Source organism: Kitasatospora griseola (assembly GCF_044999035.1).
Taxonomy (GTDB): Bacteria; Actinomycetota; Actinomycetes; order Streptomycetales; family Streptomycetaceae; genus Kitasatospora; species Kitasatospora griseola.
In genome coordinates, this window is record NZ_CP173360.1 from 6170058 (window position 1) to 6185901 (window position 15844).

A 15844-nucleotide genomic window follows, 5' to 3' on the forward strand; every position below is an offset into this window, starting at 1 on the left:
CTTCGCTCCTGGCGGGGCGCCGCGGCCGCAGGTGTCAGGGGGCTGCGCTCCTGACGGGGTGTGGACCGCGTCAGGGCGCTGCGCTCCTGGTGGGTGGGTGCGGTGCGGGGAGGCATCGGTTTCAGCGGGTGGTGACGAGGAGGCCGCGGCTGCGCAGGACGCGGCGCTCCAGCGGGGAGAAGAACAGCAGGTCAATGGCGACGCCGACGGTGAGGATGAGGAGGATGCCGAGGAGGACGCCGGACATGTTGGTGAACTCGCGCTGGTTCTCCAGGTAGCGGCCCAGGCCGAGGCCCAAGTCCGGTGAGGACGCGATGAGTTCGGCGGCCATCAGGGAGCGCCAGGAGAACGCCCAGCCCTGCTTGAGGCCGGCGAGGTAGCCGGGGAGGGCTGCGGGGAGCAGGATGTGGCGCGCCCCGCGGAGCCCGGTGGCGCCGAGCGTCTGGCCGGCCCGGAGGAAGAGCGGGGGGACCTGGTCGACGCCGGCGATGAGGCCGTTGGCGATCGAGGGGACGGCGCCGAGGAGGATCACCGCGTACATCGCCGAGTTGTTGATGCCGAGCCAGATGACGGCGGCGGGGACCCAGGCGACCGAGGGGAGGGACTGGAGGCCGGAGAGGACCGGGCCGAGGGCGGCGCGGACCGGCTTGACCTGGGCGACCAGCAGGCCGATGGGGGTGCCGATCACGACGGACAGCAGGAAGCCGGACAGGCCGCGCCAGACGCTGGTCCAGATGATGGAGAACAGCGTGCCCGCGTACCAGAGTTCGGTGAGCGAGTCCCAGACGTCGGCGGGGCTGGGGAGCTTGTCGGGGGTGGTGAGTTCGAGGGTGTAGGCGAGCTGCCAGACGGCGAGGACGAGGACCACGCCGAGGACGGGCGGGAGGACCGAGCGGCGAAGGACCGTGGTGAGCGGGGTGCGCTGGGCCTGGACGGTTTCGAGTGCGTCGAGGCCGGCTTCGACGCCGGCGGAGTCGTCCGCCGCGGTGGGCAGGGTCTCAGTGCTGGACATGGCGGCGGATCTCCCCACGCAGTTCTTCGGTGATCTCGATGGACAGATTCGCGGCCCCGGCGGATTCGATGCGGCGCGGCCGCGGCAGGTCGACGTGCCACTCGCGGGCGATCCGGCCGGGGCGGGAGGAGAGCAGGACGACGCGCTGGGCGAGGCAGACGGCTTCGCGGACGTTGTGGGTGACGAACAGGACCGTGAGTTGCCGCTCGGCCCAGATGCGGGTGATCTCGTCGTGCAGGACGTCCCGGGTGATGGCGTCGAGGGCGGCGAACGGCTCGTCCATCAACAGGACCTGGGAGCCCTGGGCGAGCGAGCGGGCGAGTGCGACGCGCTGGCGCATGCCGCCGGAGAGTTCGTGGACGCGCTTCTTGTAGGAGCCGGTGAGGCGGACCAGTTCGAGCAGGCGCTCGGCCTCGGTCTGCCGGTCGGCCTTGGCGACGCCGGCCAGGCGGAGGGCGAGTTCGATGTTCTTGCCCGCGGTGAGCCAGGGGAAGAGGGCGTGGTCCTGGAACATCAGGGCGGGGCGGCCGCCGGGGACCTCGATGGTGCCGGAGGTGGGCCGGTCGAGGCCGGCGACCAGGTTGAGCAGGGTGGACTTGCCGCAGCCGGAGGCGCCGAGCAGGGTGACGAACTCGCCGGGGGCGACGTCCAGGCTGATGTCGTCGAGGACCGGGGCGGCGGTGCCGGGTCGGCCGAAGGTCTTGTGCACGTGCGAGAGCCGGACGGCGAAGTCGCCGACCGGGTGGCCCGCGCCGGGGGCGTCGGGCGAGGTGGTCAGTGCCGTGGTCACGGGCACCTCCTGCGGGTCTGGTCTGGTCCGGGCAGGGCGGGAAGCGGCAGGATCGGTGTGGTCCGGGGTCCGCCCCGTGCCCGCCCGCTGAGTGGGCATCGATGGGCGGGAACGAGGCGGAACCCGGGGCCTGGAGGGGCTACTTGGCGCCGAGGCCGGCGTCGGCGACCTCGGGCCGGCCGGCGGCCTTCAGCACCTTGTTGAGCGGGGTCAGGTCGTAGATCCCGGCCAGGTTCGGCTTCTTCAGCAGGCCGGCGGTGACGGCGTGGTCGGCTTCGGCCTGCAGGGTGTTGGCCAGCGGGTCGTCGATGAAGTCGATGTCCTGCCAGGCCGGGTCGAGGACGGCGGCGTCCAGCGCGTTGCCGGCGTCGGCCTTGATCTGCTCGTTCGCGACGGCCTTGGCCTGGTCGGAGTTGGCCTTGATCCAGGCGTTGGTCTTCACCGAGCCGCGCAGGACGGCCTCCACCACGTCGGGGTGCTCGGCGAGGAACTTCTGCGACACGATGATGTTGGTGATGACGAACTTCTTGTCCGGCCAGACGTCCTTCTCGTTGAGCAGGACCTTCGCGCCGAGGGTGACCAGCTTGGAGGCGGTCGGCTCGGGCACCCAGGCGCCGTCGATGGAGCCGGACTTGTAGGCGTCGGGGGTGACCTTGTTGTCGCTGCGGATCACCTTGACGTCGCCGTCGCCGGTGTTCGGGTCGACCTTCAAGCCCTTGCCCGCAAGGTAGTTGAGCAGCGCGACGTCCTGGGTGTTGCCGATCTGCGGGGTGGCGAGCCGCTTGCCCTTGAGCTCGTCGACCGAGCCGATCTTCGCCGGGTTGACCACCAGCTTCACGCCGCCGGAGGCCGAACCGCCCACGATCTTCAGGGACTTGCCGCCGGTCTGGGTGAAGCCGTTGATCGCGGGGGAGGGGCCGATCCAGCCGATGTCGATCGAGCCGGCGTTCAGCGCCTCGATCTCCGCGGGGCCGGCGTTGAACACCTGGGTCTTGATCCGGGTGCCGCCGAGCTCCTGCTGGAGGATGCCCTGCTTGAGGCCGACCAGGGCGGTGCCGTGGGTCAGGTTGGCGAAGTAGCCGATCTTCACGGTGTCGGCGGAGAGCTTCGCGCCGGACGCGGCCGGGGCGGCCGAGGACTTGTCCTCGCTCTTGGAGCCGTAGCCGCAGGCGGAGAGCAGTCCGGCCGCGGTGAGGACGGCGACGGTCGCCACGGCGGCCCGTCTGATCCGTCCGGCGGCGGGGCGGGCGTGGCTATGGGTGGGCAGGGCGCTGGAAGCCATGAAAGGTGTCCCGTTCGTGGAGAAGGATGAGGTCGTGCCTGACCGGGGCCGGGCCGCCCCGCCGTACCCGCTGTGGACAGGTGCGGCGGGCCGGGCCCGGTGACAGGGGCTCAGTCAGCGCCCCTGTCCGCCCCCACATCGCGTCAGGCCGCCCTGGCCGCTGCCGAGGACGCCGCTGCCGATGCGGCCGCCTTCCTTGTCCATGCCCGAGAACGCCTCGCTGGGCATCAGACCCAGTCCTCCTCAATGGAAGCGTCGGTGGTGCTGACGATGGTGTCGAACGCCTCGCCCGCCATGCCGGCGGTGAGCGTGGTCCCGTCGGCCGGGTCGATCAGGATGAACGAGCCGGTCCGGCGGTTGTCGTGGTACGTGTCGAGGGCCAGCGGCTCGGCGGTGCGCAGCACCACGTGGCCGATGTCGTTGACGTTCAACCCCTCGGCGCCGGAGCGCTGTTCGAGGGTATCGATGTCGATCCGGTAGGAGATCTCCTTGACGAGCGCGCGCACGGTGCGGGTGGTGTGCTTGAGCAGCACCCGCGCGCCGACGTTCAGCGGACGCTCGTTCAGGTGGCAGACGGTCGCCTCGATGTCCTTGGTGGGCGTGGCCGCGGGCCCGGCGGCGATCAGGTCGCCGCGCGAGATGTCGATGTCGTCGGTCAGGCGGACCGTCACCGACTGCGGGGCCCACGCGAGTTCGGTCGGGACGCCGAGCGCGTCGATCGCCGCGACGGTGCTGGTGTGGCCCGAGGGCAGCACCGTCACCGGGTCGCCGACCCGCAGCACGCCGGAGGCCAACTGCCCGGCGTAGCCGCGGTAGTCGTGGAACTCCTCGCTCTGCGGCCGGATCACGTACTGCACCGGGAACCGGGCCGGCTCGACGCCCGGGTCGGAGCCGACCGGGACGGTCTCCAGGTGCTCCAGCAGGGTCGGGCCGCCGTACCAGTCCATGTTCCCGGACGGCTCGACCACGTTGTCCCCGGCGAGCGCCGAGATCGGCACCGCCACCACGTCCTTGACGCCCAGCGAGGCGGCGTACGCGGTGAACTCCTCGGCTATCCGCGCGAAGACCGGCTCCGCGTACTCGACCAGGTCCATCTTGTTGACGGCCAGGACGACGTGCGGGACGCGCAGCAGGGCGGCGACCGCGGCGTGCCGGCGGGTCTGCTCGACCACGCCGTTGCGGGCGTCGACCAGCACCACGGCGAGTTCGGCGGTGGAGGCGCCGGTCACCATGTTGCGGGTGTACTGCACGTGGCCGGGGGTGTCGGCGAGGATGAACCGGCGGCGGGCGGTGGCGAAGTAGCGGTAGGCCACGTCGATGGTGATGCCCTGCTCGCGCTCGGCCCGCAGACCGTCGGTGAGCAGCGCCAGGTCGGGCGCGTCCTGACCGCGGCGGCGCGAGGCGTGCTCGACGGCCTCCAGCTGGTCGGCCAGCACCGACTTGGAGTCGTGCAGCAGCCGGCCCACCAGGGTGGACTTGCCGTCGTCGACGCTTCCGGCGGTGGCGAAACGCAACAGCGAGGTGGCGGTGCCGGTCTGGGAGATGTCGGCCTGGGTGGTGCTCATCTCTAGAAGTACCCCTCGCGCTTGCGGTCTTCCATCGCGGCCTCGGACAGCTTGTCGTCGGCCCGCGTGGCGCCTCGTTCGGTGAGGCGGCTGGCGGCGATCTCGGCGATCACGGCCTCGATGGTGTCGGCGTCGGAGTCGACCGCGCCGGTGCAGGACATGTCGCCGACCGTGCGGTACCGCACCAGACGGTTCTCGACGGTCTCGTGCTCCTTCGGGCCGCCCCACTCGCCGGCGGTCAGCCACATGCCGTCGCGGCGGAACACGTCGCGGTGGTGGGCGTAGTAGATCTCGGGGAGGGCGATCTCCTCCCGCTCGATGTACTGCCACACGTCCAGCTCGGTCCAGTTGGACAGCGGGAAGACCCGGACGTGCTCGCCGACGGCGTGCCGGCCGTTGTACAGCGACCACAGCTCGGGGCGCTGGCGGCGCGGGTCCCAGGCGCCGAACTCGTCGCGCAGCGAGAACACCCGCTCCTTCGCGCGGGCCTTCTCCTCGTCCCGGCGGCCGCCGCCGAAGACCGCGTCGAACTTGCCCGACCCGATGGCGTCCAGCAGCGGCACGGTCTGCAGCGGGTTGCGGGTGCCGTCGGGGCGCTCGCGCAGCACGCCGCGGTCGATGAAGTCCTGGACGGAGGCGACGTGCAGCCGCAGGCCGTGCTGCGCCACCGTGCGGTCGCGGTACTCGATGACCTCGGGGAAGTTGTGGCCGGTGTCCACGTGGAGCAGGGCGAACGGCACCGGCGCGGGCGCGAACGCCTTCAGCGCCAGGTGCAGCATGACGATGGAGTCCTTGCCGCCGGAGAACAGGATCACCGGCCGTTCGAACTCGCCCGCCACCTCGCGGAAGATGTGCACCGACTCGGCCTCCAGCGCGTCCAGGTGGGACAGCGCGAAGGGGTTGTCGTCGGTGCGGACCGGGCTGTCGGTCACCGTGGTCACGCGAGGCCCCTCTCGATCAGGAAGGCGTGCAGTTCGGCGGCGGACTCGGCCACCGCCCGCCCCTGCGTCTGCAGCCGCAACTCCGGCTTCTCCGGCGCCTCGTACGGGTCGTCGACGCCGGTCAGACCGGAGATCTCGCCGGCCGCCTGCTTGGCGTACAGGCCCTTCACGTCCCGCTCCGAGCAGAGCTCGACCGGGGTGGCGACGTGGATCTCCAGGAACTCGGTGCCGTTGGCGGCGTGCCGCTCGCGCACCGCGGCGCGGGAGTCCGCGAACGGGGCGATCACCGGCGCGAGCACCTTGACGCCGTTGGCGGCGAGCTTCTCGGCGACGAAGCCGATCCGGGTGACGTTGGTGTGCCGGTCCTCACGGGAGAACCCGAGGCCCTTGGAGAGGAACTCGCGGATCTCGTCACCGTCCAGCACCTCGACCCGGTGGCCCTCGGCGCGCAGCCGCTCGGCCAGCGCGAACGCCAGCGTGGTCTTGCCGGCGCTGGGCAGGCCGGTCAGCCACACGGTGGCGCCGCGCTCGCGGCCCGCTGCCTGCGTGTCGGCGGTGGTCACGGTGGTCACGGTGGTAACTCCTGACGGTCGGTGACGGTAAGTCGGTGGCGTTGCTCAGAGATGGATGCCGCACTCGGTCTTGCCCGAGCCCGCCCAGCGGCCGGCCCGGCCCTGCTCGCCCTCGCCGGGCTTGGCCGTGCAGGACAGCGGCGAGCAGCCGATCGAGGTGTAGCCCTCCCAGAGCAATGGGTTCATCAGTACCCCGTTGGTCTGCGCGTACGCATCGACGTCGTCCTGCGTCCAGCGGGCGATCGGGGAGAGCTTCACCTTGCGGCGCTTGGCGTCCCAGGCCACCACCGGGGTGTTCGCCCGGGACGGCGACTCGTCGCGGCGCAGCCCCGTGGCCCAGGCGTCGTAGCCGGCCAGGCCCCGGTTCAGCGGCTCGACCTTGCGCAGCGCGCAGCACAGGTCCGGGTCGCGGTCGTGCAACTGCGGCCCGTGCTGGGCGTCCTGCTCGGCCACGGTGAGCTTCGGGGTCAGCGTGACCACGTTGACCGGCATGGTCGCGGCGACCGCGTCCCGGGTGCCGATGGTCTCCGCGAAGTGGTAGCCGGTGTCCAGGAACACCACGTCCACGCCGGGCAGCACGGTCGACGCCAGGTGGGCGACCACCGCGTCCTCCATCGAGGAGGTGACGCAGAACCGCTTGCCGAAGGTGTCGGCCGCCCACTGCAGGATCTCCTGCGCGGACGCCTCCTCCAGCTCCCGGCCGGCCTTGAGCGCGACCGCCTCGTAGTCAGTCGTGGTCGCCATGCCCGGTCCCCCCGTCGGAAGTCGCCAGCAGCCCGAGGAACTTCAGCTGGAAGCCCCGACGGCAGGCCCGGCACTCCCAGGAGCCGTGGCCGCTCTCGGACGGGCGCAGGTCCTCGTCCCCGCAGTACGGGCAGTAGAACGGTGCAGCGCGCTCGCTCACGACAGCTGCTCCTCGGTGGCCCGCAGCGCCCACTGCGCGAAGCGCTCGTCGTCCTGCCGGTCCGCCTGGTAGCGGGTCAGCAGGCGCTCGACGTAGTCGGGCAGTTCGGCGCTGGTGACCTTCAGACCGCGGATCTTGCGGCCGAACGCGGCGTTCTCGAAGCCCAGCGAGCCGCCCAGGTGGACCTGGAAGCCCTCGACCTGCTGCCCGTTCTCGTCCGTGACCAGCTGGCCCTTGAGACCGATGTCGGCGGTCTGGATGCGGGCGCAGGCGTTCGGGCAGCCGTTGATGTTGATGCTCAGCGGCTCGTCGAACTCCGGCAGGCGGCGCTCCAGTTCCTCGATCAGGGTGCGGCCGCGGTCCTTGGTGTCGACGATCGCGAGCTTGCAGTACTCGATGCCGGTGCAGGCCAGCGTGCCGCGCCGGAACGTGGACGGGTTGACCCGCAGGTCGAGCGCCTCCAGGCCGGCCACCAGCGAGTCGATCCGGTCCTGCTCGACGTCCAGCACGATCAGCTTCTGCTCGACGGTGGTGGCCACCCGGCCCGAGCCGTGCTCGGCGGCCAGGTCGGCGACCTGCTGGATCAGCTTGCCGTTCAACCGGCCGACCTTCGGCGCGAAGCCGACGTAGAACCGGCCGTCGTTCTGCGGGTGGACGCCCACGTGGTCGCGCCAGCGGCCGGCCGGCTGCTCCGGGCCCGGGCCGTCGGTCAGTTCGCGCTTCAGGTACTCGTCCTGGAGGACCTGCCGGAACTTGGCCGGCCCCCAGTCGGCGACCAGGAACTTCAAACGGGCCCGGTTGCGCAGGCGGCGGTAGCCGTAGTCGCGGAAGATGCCGATCACGCCGGCCCAGACGTCCGGGACGTCGGCCAGCGGCACCCAGGCGCCGAGCCGGACGCCCAGCTTCGGGTTGGTGGACAGGCCGCCGCCGACCCACAGGTCGAAGCCCGGGCCGTGCTCGGGGTGGACCACGCCGACGAACGCGATGTCGTTGATCTCATGGACCACGTCCAGCAGCGGGGAGCCGGAGATCGCGGTCTTGAACTTGCGCGGCAGGTTGGAGTACTCGGGGTTGCCGATGTACTTGCGGTTGATCTCGTCGATCGCCCAGCTGCCGTCGATGATCTCGTCGGCGGCGATGCCCGCCACCGGCGAGCCGATCACCACGCGCGGGCAGTCGCCGCAGGCCTCGGTGGTGGACAGGCCGACGGACTCCAGCTTCTCCCAGATCGCCGGGACGTCCTCGATCCGCACCCAGTGGAACTGGACGTTCTGGCGGTCCGTCACATCGGCGGTGCCGCGGGCGTACTGCTCCGACGCCTCGCCGATGGCGCGCAGTTGAGCGACCGTCAGCTGACCGCCGTCGATGCGGACCCGGAGCATGAAGTACTCGTCCTCGAGCTCGTGCGGCTCCAGGATCGCGGTGCGGCCGCCGTCGATGCCCTGGCGGCGCTGGGTGTACAGACCCCACCACCGCATCCGGCCGCGGAGGTCCGCAGGATCGATCGACTGGAAGCCCGACTTGGAGTAGATCGTCTCAATACGTGTCCGTACATTGAGACCGTCGTCGTCCTTCTTGAACTGCTCGTTCGCGTTCAGCGGGGTGTAGTGCCCCATCGCCCACTGGCCCTCGCCGCGGTGACGGGTCACCTTACGGGCAGCGGGGCGGGCCGCGTCGGCGGCGCCGGCCTGGGGCTCGTCCGGCTCGGGAGTGCGGGCCATGATGTCAGTCCTTTGAGCGGCGTGGCAGGAGCGGGAAGACTGCTGATCCCGGGCGCGCACCGCTCCCACCTGCGGATATCAACAGGCGGTGGGTGGGGTGACGCTGGGCCGGGGAGGGTGGAGCGCGCATCCGCGACGGCGGGGATGGGCGAGCAGGGCGCCGATGCGGAGGCGGCGTGCGAGTGGGGCTCAGGTCACTGGACAGATGGCGCTGGACACGCGAAGGAGGTCGACGTGGAGTCGGCCAACTAGGGTGGTTCCGGCGCTAGACATGGCAAGAGATTCGCACGGCGAGCGACTCGCGGTCCACTATCGTCCGAATCCTGGACTCTTACGTTTCGCATGCTGGGACGACAGGGAGAGTGCTGCCGCTCCGCACCCTGCGGCCCGTCAGTTCCCGGCGGCGGCGCACCGGCCCACGAGTACGGGCCGATACCGTAGGGGCGTGCAAGCAGCAGGCAGTACTCCGCATCCACCCGGGGGGACCGGGGCGACCGGCGACCGGCCCTCCCGCCACCGCGGCGGACGCCGCCGCGCCGCCAAGCGAACCACCTGGTACCGCACCCTGTGGGCACTGGTGAAGGACACCACCAACACCTGCGTCGAGTACCGGGTCACCGGCCTCGCGGCCGAGGCGGCCTTCTTCACCCTGCTCTCCATCCCGCCGCTGCTGCTCTGCCTGGCCGGCACCCTCGGCTACCTCGACGACATCCTCGGCGCCGGCACCATCGTGCGGCTGGAGGCGGACATCGTCTCAGCAGCTGGGACGGTGCTCTCACCGAGCTCCATCGACCAGATCGTCCAACCACTGCTCACCAGCGTCTTCGACAACGCCCGCCCCGACCTGATCTCGATCGGTTTCCTGCTCTCGCTCTGGTCCGGCTCCCGGGCGCTGTACATCTTCATAGACACCATCACCGTGATGTACGGCCTCGACGGCAAACGCGGCCTGGTCAAGACCCGGCTGATGTCGCTCGGCCTCTACCTCGGCGCGCTGGTGATCGGCTCGCTGGTGCTGCCGCTGCTGGTGGTCGGGCCCGGACTGCTGATCAACACCTTCCAGGCCTGGGCCGGAGTGATCAACTCCCTCTACTGGCCCGCCGCGATCCTGCTGCTGGTGGTCTTCCTCACCACCCTCTACCACGTGGCCGTCCCGGTCAGCACGCCCTGGCGCGAGGACATCCCCGGCGCCCTCGTCGCCCTGCTGGTCCTGGTGGTGTGCAGCGTCGCCCTGCGCGTCTACCTGGTCTCCTCCGTCGAGGGCCACTCGGTGTACGGCTCGCTCGCCGCACCTGTCGCCGTGCTGCTGTGGATCTTCGTGGTGGCGCTCGCCGTCCTGATCGGCGCCGCGATGAACGCCGCCATAGACCGCCGCTGGCCCGCCGTCGAGACCGCCGACGCCCGCGCCGAGGTCGAACGCCTCACCGAGGACGCCGCCGTCCAGCGCGGCCGCGAGGCCGCCGCCCGCCGAGCCGCCGAACGCGCCGAACGCACCCGCCAGTTCGGCCTCGCCGAAGGCCACGACGACGACCTCTTAGACGAGGACGACGACGAGCCGGTACCGAGCGAGTACCCCGAACGCTGGGCCGGCTTCCTCCCGCACGACGACGTCCGCCGCCGACTCGGCAAGGTCCGGCGCGGCCGCAAGTAGCCTCGCCGGCCATGGAGCCCCGCCCCGGATCGTGTCCGGAGCGGGGCTCCTGTCCGTCTCACCGGCGAATCGCACCGCCCGTGGCGAGCAGCGCGTGCACCAGCGAACCGGCCAGCGCCGCCGCGTCCGGGGCCCGGTCCTCCCCGTGGACGGCCGGCTCCTCCCATCGGACGGTCAGCGCGCCGCCGCGGAATCGGACGTGCACCGACCCGTCCTCGCCCGGCACCGCGAGCACCGCGCAGCCCGGGTGACGCCGCCACACCTGCTCCGCCGTCTCCGGGGACCCGCCGTGCAGCACGTCCGCCAGGCGTCGGACCCGGGCCGGCTCGTCGACCCCGGCCGCCACGTGCCGGTCGTACCGGGGCCCGGCGCCGGGCGGGCCGGGTACTTGTACCGTCACGGTCACTGCCAACGGGTGCCTCCGGTCAGCGGGGTGGGCAACGGCAACGGCGGCTCGGTGGCCGGGTAGGCCGGCTCGCCCAGGTTCAGCAGCCGGTAAAGCAGGCGGCGGATCCGCGGCAGGAACTCGCCCGGCTCCGAGGAGATCCGGGCGCCGATCTCCGCGTACGCCTCCGGCCGGTACACCCGGTCCGCGTACGCGAGCTGGCCGGCCAACGGGCGGGCCGGGTCCAACGCCGGAGCGGTCAGCGCCAGTTGCATGCCCGGCGAGCGCGGATTGACGTCCTGGTGCGGGAACCGGGCGAGCAGGATCCGGGCCCCGGTGAGGGTCGCGTACAGCGTCACCGAGCCGTGGTCGCCGATCACGTAGTCCGCCGCGACCAGCATCGGACGCCAGTCCACCTCCTGCGTCACCAGCGACACCGACCCGCCGGACACCCCGTCCACCCACCGGCGGACCTGCCAACGGCCGTGCCCCGCCGACACGTTCGGGTGCAGCACCAGCGCGGTGCGGAACTTGCCGGCCGGCAGTTCGCGGACCAGCCGCGGCAGCAGCGCGTCCAGCCGGCCGAACACCGAGTTCGGTCCCCAGGTCGAGCAGAGCAGCACCAACTGCTCCCCCTCCGCCAGCCCGAGCGCCGCCCGGTACTCGGCCCGCCGCGGCAGCGCCGCCGTGATCCGGTCGTGGTCGCCGTCGCCGACCACCTCCGCCACCGGCAGCACCTCCGGACAGGTCCGCTCCAACTCCGTCAGGTCGTCCCGGTGCGCCAGCGCGTACGCCGCCGCGTTCGGCCGGCCCTCCCACAGCAGGTAGTCCCGGCCCAGGCCGGCCACCTGCCGCTCCTGCGGCGCCTGTTGCGTCTGTTGTGCGTGCTGTGCCCGGCCGGGGTCGGCGGCCTGCTCGCGGACGCCGGTGACCGAGCCCACCGGCGGCAGCGAACGGGTCAGCTTCAGGTGCCCCGTTCCGTGCGGCAACCGCACCAGCGGGCCGCGCAATTGCTCGATGCCGCGCGAGCCGGCCGCCAGCACCAGGTCGAACTCGGTCCGCACGGCCTGTTCCCACGGCACCACCGTGCCGCCGAGACCCATCAGGAACGCGGCCACCCCGTCGTTGAACGCGTGCGGTGCGACGGTGAAGACCACCTGCACCCGCAGATCCGATCCCAGCAGCTCGCAGAGTTCGCGCAGCCGCCGGCCGTACACCTCGGTGTGCACCACTGCCAGCACCCGCTTGCAGTCGGGCAGAGTCGCCCACGACACGAGGCATCCCCCCTTAGTCCTTCCCGGCCTCCCACCGGACGGCGGTGCCCCGTGCACCGCCGCAAGGAAGGAATGTCCGCGGGCGGTGGCGGGACGGCTGGAGAACCCTTGCGGATCCTTGCGGAACCCTTGCGTCAACTTCTGGGCGGTCGGGGTGTGTTGGCGTCCGCCGGTGGGGCGTTCCGGCATCCGTCGAAGGGTGGCGGAAATTCGGTGGCGGCCGGGGCGGGTGGGTACTAACGTGGCGTACGCCGATCGAGGGCGCCCCGGAGTGGGGTGCGCGAGGCGCGTCGCAGCAGAGGAGGTGAGGACCGTGAGGCCTGTTCTTGCAGGTGTTGTTCCCCGCGTTCAGAAGACCACCGAGTCCTGTACCCCCAGGTCCGCGGCCGACCTCGAACCGGTGTCACCCATACGCTGACACTGCCGTCGTCCGGCCGGGGCCGCGTGTTCCCCGAAGGGTTCACCCCGTGCTTTCCGCCACTTCCGCTGCCCACCCGCTCTCCGGCCTCGGCTGGGACGAGGATCGGGCCGCCGACTTCCACCCGCTCGCCGAGGCAGGCTTGCTCGCCGGGCGGATCACCCGAATCGACCGGGGCCGCTGCGACGTGCTGCTCGTCGATCCCGAGACCGGCGAGCCGACCACACTGCGCGCCGACACCCGGCCCGTCACCGGCGCCGACACCATCCACAACCCGTGCACGGGCGACTGGGTGGCCGTCGACCCGGCCGCCCGGTTACTGCCCGCCCTCACCGCCGTGCTGTCCCGCACCACCGCGATCATCCGCAAAGGCGCCCACAAGCGCTCCGAAGGTCAGGTGCTGGCCGCCAACATCGACACCGTCCTGATCGCCGTCTCACTCGCCGCGGAACCCGACCTGGGCCGGATCGAGCGCCTGCTCGCCCTCGCCTGGGAATCCGGGGCCGACCCGCTGATCGTCCTCACCAAGTCCGATTTGGTGCACGACGGCGAATTCGTCCGGGCGGACGTGGAGGCGGTCGCCCCCGGGGTCACCGTGTTGACGGTCAGCGCCGAGACCGGAGCGGGCATGGACGCCCTGCGCGCCCTCACCACCGGCTCCTGCGCCCTGATCGGCCAGTCCGGCGCCGGCAAGTCCACCCTCACCAACGCCCTCGCGGGCACCGACACCATGACGGTCCAGCAGGTCCGCAGCGTCGACGAGAAGGGCCGCCACACCACCACCACCCGGGAGCTCGTCCCGCTCCCCGGCGGCGGCGCCATCATCGACACCCCCGGCCTCCGCGGCGTCGGCCTGTTCGGCGGCGAGGGCATCGACCTCGCCTTCGCCGACATCGACGCCCTCGCAGCCGGCTGCCGATACGACGACTGCTCCCACCGCACCGAACCCGCCTGCGCCGTCCGCAAGGCCCTCACCGACGGCACCCTCCCCGAGCGCCGCTGGGAGTCCTACCTCAAGCTCCAGCGCGAGAACGCCTTCATCGCCTCCCGCACCGACGCCCGCCTCCGCGCCGAACGCGCCCGCCACCACAAGTCCCGCACCAAGGCGGCCCGCACCTCGTACCGGCCCTGACACCCGACTGCCGCCCGCCTCGGGTGACTCCGGGGCGGGCGGAGGCAGTGCCGACCGCCCGGCTCAGGACCGTAGTACGGCGATGTCCGATTCCCGCCAGTCGTGGCCCCGGCGATGGCGCAGACTGGATGGTGTGATCGACGACGAGAACAGGTACCGAGCCGTGCACAGCCGGGACGCCCGCTTCGACGGGGTGTTCTTCACGGCCGTCCGCACCACCGGCATCTACTGCCGTCCGAGCTGCCCGGCCACCACCCCCAAGCGCAGCAACTGCTCGTTCTTCCCGACCGCGGCCGCCGCCCAGGGCGCCGGCTACCGGGCCTGCCGGCGCTGCCGGCCCGACTCGGTGCCGGGCTCGCCCGAGTGGAACCACCGTGCCGACCTGGTCGGCCGGGCCGTCCGGCTGATCGGCGACGGCGTGGTGGACCGCGAGGGCGTCGCGGGCCTGGCCGACCGGCTCGGCTACAGCGCCCGCCAGCTCCAGCGCCAGCTGATCGCCGAACTCGGCGCCGGCCCGCTCGCACTGGCCCGCGCGCAGCGCGCCCAGACCGCCCGGCTGCTCCTGCAGACCACCCAACTCCCGGTCACCGAAGTGGCGTTCGCGGCGGGCTTCGCCTCGGTGCGGCAGTTCAACGACACCATCCGCGAGGTCTACGACCGCACCCCCAGCACGCTGCGCACCGAGCACGGCGGCCACCGCCGCTCCCCCGTCGCGGCCGGCTCGCTCGCCCTGCGGCTCGCCTACCGGGGCGCCGTCGACACCGATCACCTGCTGGACTTCCTCGCGCTGCGAGCCGTCCCGGGCGTCGAGGAGGTCGTCCCCGGCCCGTACCCCGGCACCCGCACCTACCGGCGCACCCTGACCCTGCCGTACGGGCACGGCATCGCCGAGGTCGACGGCCTCGCCCCGGACGACCCGCGGACCCGCGGCTGGCTGGACTGCCGGCTCACCCTCAGCGACCTGCGCGACCTCACCACGGCCGTGCACCGGCTGCGCGCCCTGTTCGACCTGGACGCCGACCCGGACGCGGTCGACGGCCGGCTCGCCACCGATCCGCTGCTCGCCCCGCTCGCCGCCGCCCGGCCCGGACTGCGTTCCCCCGGCCACGTCGACCCGCACGAGCTCGCCGTCCGCGCCGTCCTCGGGCAGCAGATCACCGTCGCCGCGGCCCGCACCCTGGCCGGCCGGCTCGCCGAGACGTACGGCACTCCGCTGCCCGCCGCCGACGGCGGCCTGCGCCTGCTGTTCCCGACCGCCGCCGCCCTCGCGGCCGCCGATCCCGAGCACCTGAAGATGCCGCAGTCCCGCCGCCGCGCGCTGCTCGGCATGTGCGCCGCCCTCGCCGAAGGCACCGTCCGGCTCGATCCGGGCGTGGACCGCGAGCAGGCCGCCGCCGACCTGCTCGCCCTGCCGGGCATCGGCCCGTGGACGGTCGGCTACCTGCGGATGCGCGCCCTCGCCGATCCGGACGTCTTCCTGCCCACCGACATCGGCGTCCGCGACGGCCTGCGCTCCCTCGGCGAGAGCGGCGACCCGCGCAGCGCCGCCGAGCGCTCCGCCGCCTGGGCGCCCTGGCGCTCCTACGCCCTGCACCACCTGTGGTCGGCCGCCGGGGCCCACCACGCCAACCGCGCCGCCAAGGCCCGGACCACCCGCGACACCCGCAAGGAACCGGCATGACCACTGTGTTCACCACCATGGACAGCCCGCTCGGCACCCTGCTGCTCAGCGGCACCCTCGACGAGGAGCACGGCTTCGCCCTGGCCGCCGTCACCGCCCCGGGCCAGAAGGGCGCGCTCGCCGAGCCCGCCGCCGACTGGCAGCCCGACGCGGAGGCGCTCGCCCCCGCCGTCGAACAGCTCACCGCGTACTTCGCCGGCGAGCGCACCACCTTCGACCTGCCGCTCGCCCCCGTCGGCACCGAGTTCCGCCAACGGATCTGGGACGCCCTCGACGACATCCCCTACGGCACCACCACCACCTACGGCCAACTCACCGACGCCGCAGGCCAGTCCCCCCGAGCCGTCCGCGCCGTCGGCGGCGCCGTCGGAGCCAACCCCCTCCTCATCATCCGCCCCTGCCACCGCGTCATGGGCGCCAACGGCAACCTCACCGGCTTCGCCGCCGGCATCGACGCCAAGCGCTGGCTCCTCGCCCACGAGAGCAGCGAGGATTCGGGGCAGCTGTTCTGACGCC

At 72.3% G+C, this 15844-nt stretch carries 16 protein-coding genes; 4 read left to right on the top strand and 12 right to left on the bottom strand.

Going from position 1 to position 15844, the window contains the following annotated elements; all coding sequences use genetic code 11:
* Positions 1 to 121: 121 nt before the first annotated feature.
* From ACI1MP_RS28015 to ACI1MP_RS28060, 10 genes are all read right to left on the bottom strand, one after another.
* Positions 122 to 1012, bottom strand: a complete 891-nt coding sequence (locus ACI1MP_RS28015) for an ABC transporter permease (RefSeq protein WP_380343309.1) — start codon at positions 1010 to 1012, stop codon at positions 122 to 124.
* Positions 999 to 1802, bottom strand: coding sequence for an ABC transporter ATP-binding protein (locus ACI1MP_RS28020; protein WP_043913313.1), 804 nt, complete (start codon positions 1800 to 1802; stop codon positions 999 to 1001). The genes ACI1MP_RS28015 and ACI1MP_RS28020 overlap by 14 nt, the downstream gene beginning before the upstream one ends.
* 139 nt (positions 1803 to 1941) lie before the next feature.
* The gene (locus tag ACI1MP_RS28025; RefSeq protein WP_380343306.1) at positions 1942 to 3084 is read right to left on the bottom strand and encodes an aliphatic sulfonate ABC transporter substrate-binding protein; all 1143 of its coding nucleotides are present in this window, start codon (positions 3082 to 3084) and stop codon (positions 1942 to 1944) included.
* Between the two features lie 227 nt (positions 3085 to 3311).
* Positions 3312 to 4649 (bottom strand): sulfate adenylyltransferase subunit 1, encoded by a 1338-nt coding sequence (locus ACI1MP_RS28030; RefSeq protein WP_100586921.1) that lies wholly within the window; start codon positions 4647 to 4649, stop codon positions 3312 to 3314.
* A gap of 2 nt (positions 4650 to 4651) precedes the next feature.
* Entirely contained in the window at positions 4652 to 5581 is a 930-nt protein-coding gene (cysD, locus tag ACI1MP_RS28035) for a sulfate adenylyltransferase subunit CysD (protein WP_380343344.1), read from the bottom strand.
* A 5-nt stretch (positions 5582 to 5586) separates the two neighbouring features.
* The gene (cysC, locus tag ACI1MP_RS28040) at positions 5587 to 6153 is read right to left on the bottom strand and encodes an adenylyl-sulfate kinase (protein ID WP_100587068.1); all 567 of its coding nucleotides are present in this window, start codon (positions 6151 to 6153) and stop codon (positions 5587 to 5589) included.
* 54 nt (positions 6154 to 6207) lie between these two features.
* Complete coding sequence (locus ACI1MP_RS28045; protein WP_404869730.1) at positions 6208 to 6906, bottom strand: phosphoadenylyl-sulfate reductase; 699 nt, start codon at positions 6904 to 6906, stop codon at positions 6208 to 6210.
* Positions 6890 to 7066 carry a hypothetical protein gene (locus ACI1MP_RS28050; protein WP_189271285.1) on the bottom strand — a complete coding sequence of 59 codons (177 nt, stop codon included), beginning with the start codon at positions 7064 to 7066 and terminating at the stop codon, positions 6890 to 6892. Before ACI1MP_RS28050 ends, ACI1MP_RS28045 begins: the two co-directional genes overlap by 17 nt.
* A complete protein-coding gene (locus ACI1MP_RS28055; RefSeq protein WP_380343301.1) occupies positions 7063 to 8787 on the bottom strand; it encodes a nitrite/sulfite reductase in 1725 nt (574 codons plus the stop codon). Before ACI1MP_RS28055 ends, ACI1MP_RS28050 begins: the two co-directional genes overlap by 4 nt.
* 189 nt (positions 8788 to 8976) lie before the next feature.
* The gene (locus tag ACI1MP_RS28060; protein ID WP_318264789.1) at positions 8977 to 9060 is read right to left on the bottom strand and encodes a putative leader peptide; all 84 of its coding nucleotides are present in this window, start codon (positions 9058 to 9060) and stop codon (positions 8977 to 8979) included.
* A gap of 172 nt (positions 9061 to 9232) precedes the next feature.
* On the opposite strand from ACI1MP_RS28060, the gene ACI1MP_RS28065 reads away from it, so the two are divergent.
* Complete coding sequence (locus ACI1MP_RS28065; RefSeq protein ID WP_404869731.1) at positions 9233 to 10438, top strand: YihY/virulence factor BrkB family protein; 1206 nt, start codon at positions 9233 to 9235, stop codon at positions 10436 to 10438.
* A gap of 58 nt (positions 10439 to 10496) precedes the next feature.
* On the opposite strand, the gene ACI1MP_RS28070 is transcribed toward ACI1MP_RS28065, so the two are convergent.
* Positions 10497 to 10850: a hypothetical protein gene (locus ACI1MP_RS28070; RefSeq protein WP_380343295.1), complete on the bottom strand. Its 354-nt coding sequence runs from the start codon at positions 10848 to 10850 to the stop codon at positions 10497 to 10499.
* A complete protein-coding gene (locus ACI1MP_RS28075; RefSeq protein ID WP_404869732.1) occupies positions 10841 to 12097 on the bottom strand; it encodes a hypothetical protein in 1257 nt (418 codons plus the stop codon). Before ACI1MP_RS28075 ends, ACI1MP_RS28070 begins: the two co-directional genes overlap by 10 nt.
* Positions 12098 to 12564: 467 nt before the next feature.
* On the opposite strand from ACI1MP_RS28075, the gene rsgA reads away from it, so the two are divergent.
* The 3 genes from rsgA to ACI1MP_RS28090 all read left to right on the top strand — a co-directional run bounded on the left by rsgA (position 12565) and on the right by ACI1MP_RS28090 (position 15840).
* Positions 12565 to 13647 carry a ribosome small subunit-dependent GTPase A gene (gene rsgA, locus ACI1MP_RS28080; RefSeq protein WP_404869733.1) on the top strand — a complete coding sequence of 361 codons (1083 nt, stop codon included), beginning with the start codon at positions 12565 to 12567 and terminating at the stop codon, positions 13645 to 13647.
* An 82-nt stretch (positions 13648 to 13729) separates the two neighbouring features.
* On the top strand, positions 13730 to 15328 hold the full coding sequence (locus ACI1MP_RS28085; RefSeq protein ID WP_404869734.1) for a DNA-3-methyladenine glycosylase 2 family protein: 1599 nt from the start codon (positions 13730 to 13732) through the stop codon (positions 15326 to 15328).
* Complete coding sequence (locus tag ACI1MP_RS28090; protein ID WP_404869735.1) at positions 15325 to 15840, top strand: methylated-DNA--[protein]-cysteine S-methyltransferase; 516 nt, start codon at positions 15325 to 15327, stop codon at positions 15838 to 15840. The genes ACI1MP_RS28085 and ACI1MP_RS28090 overlap by 4 nt, the downstream gene beginning before the upstream one ends.
* The last annotated feature ends 4 nt before the right edge of the window (positions 15841 to 15844 follow it).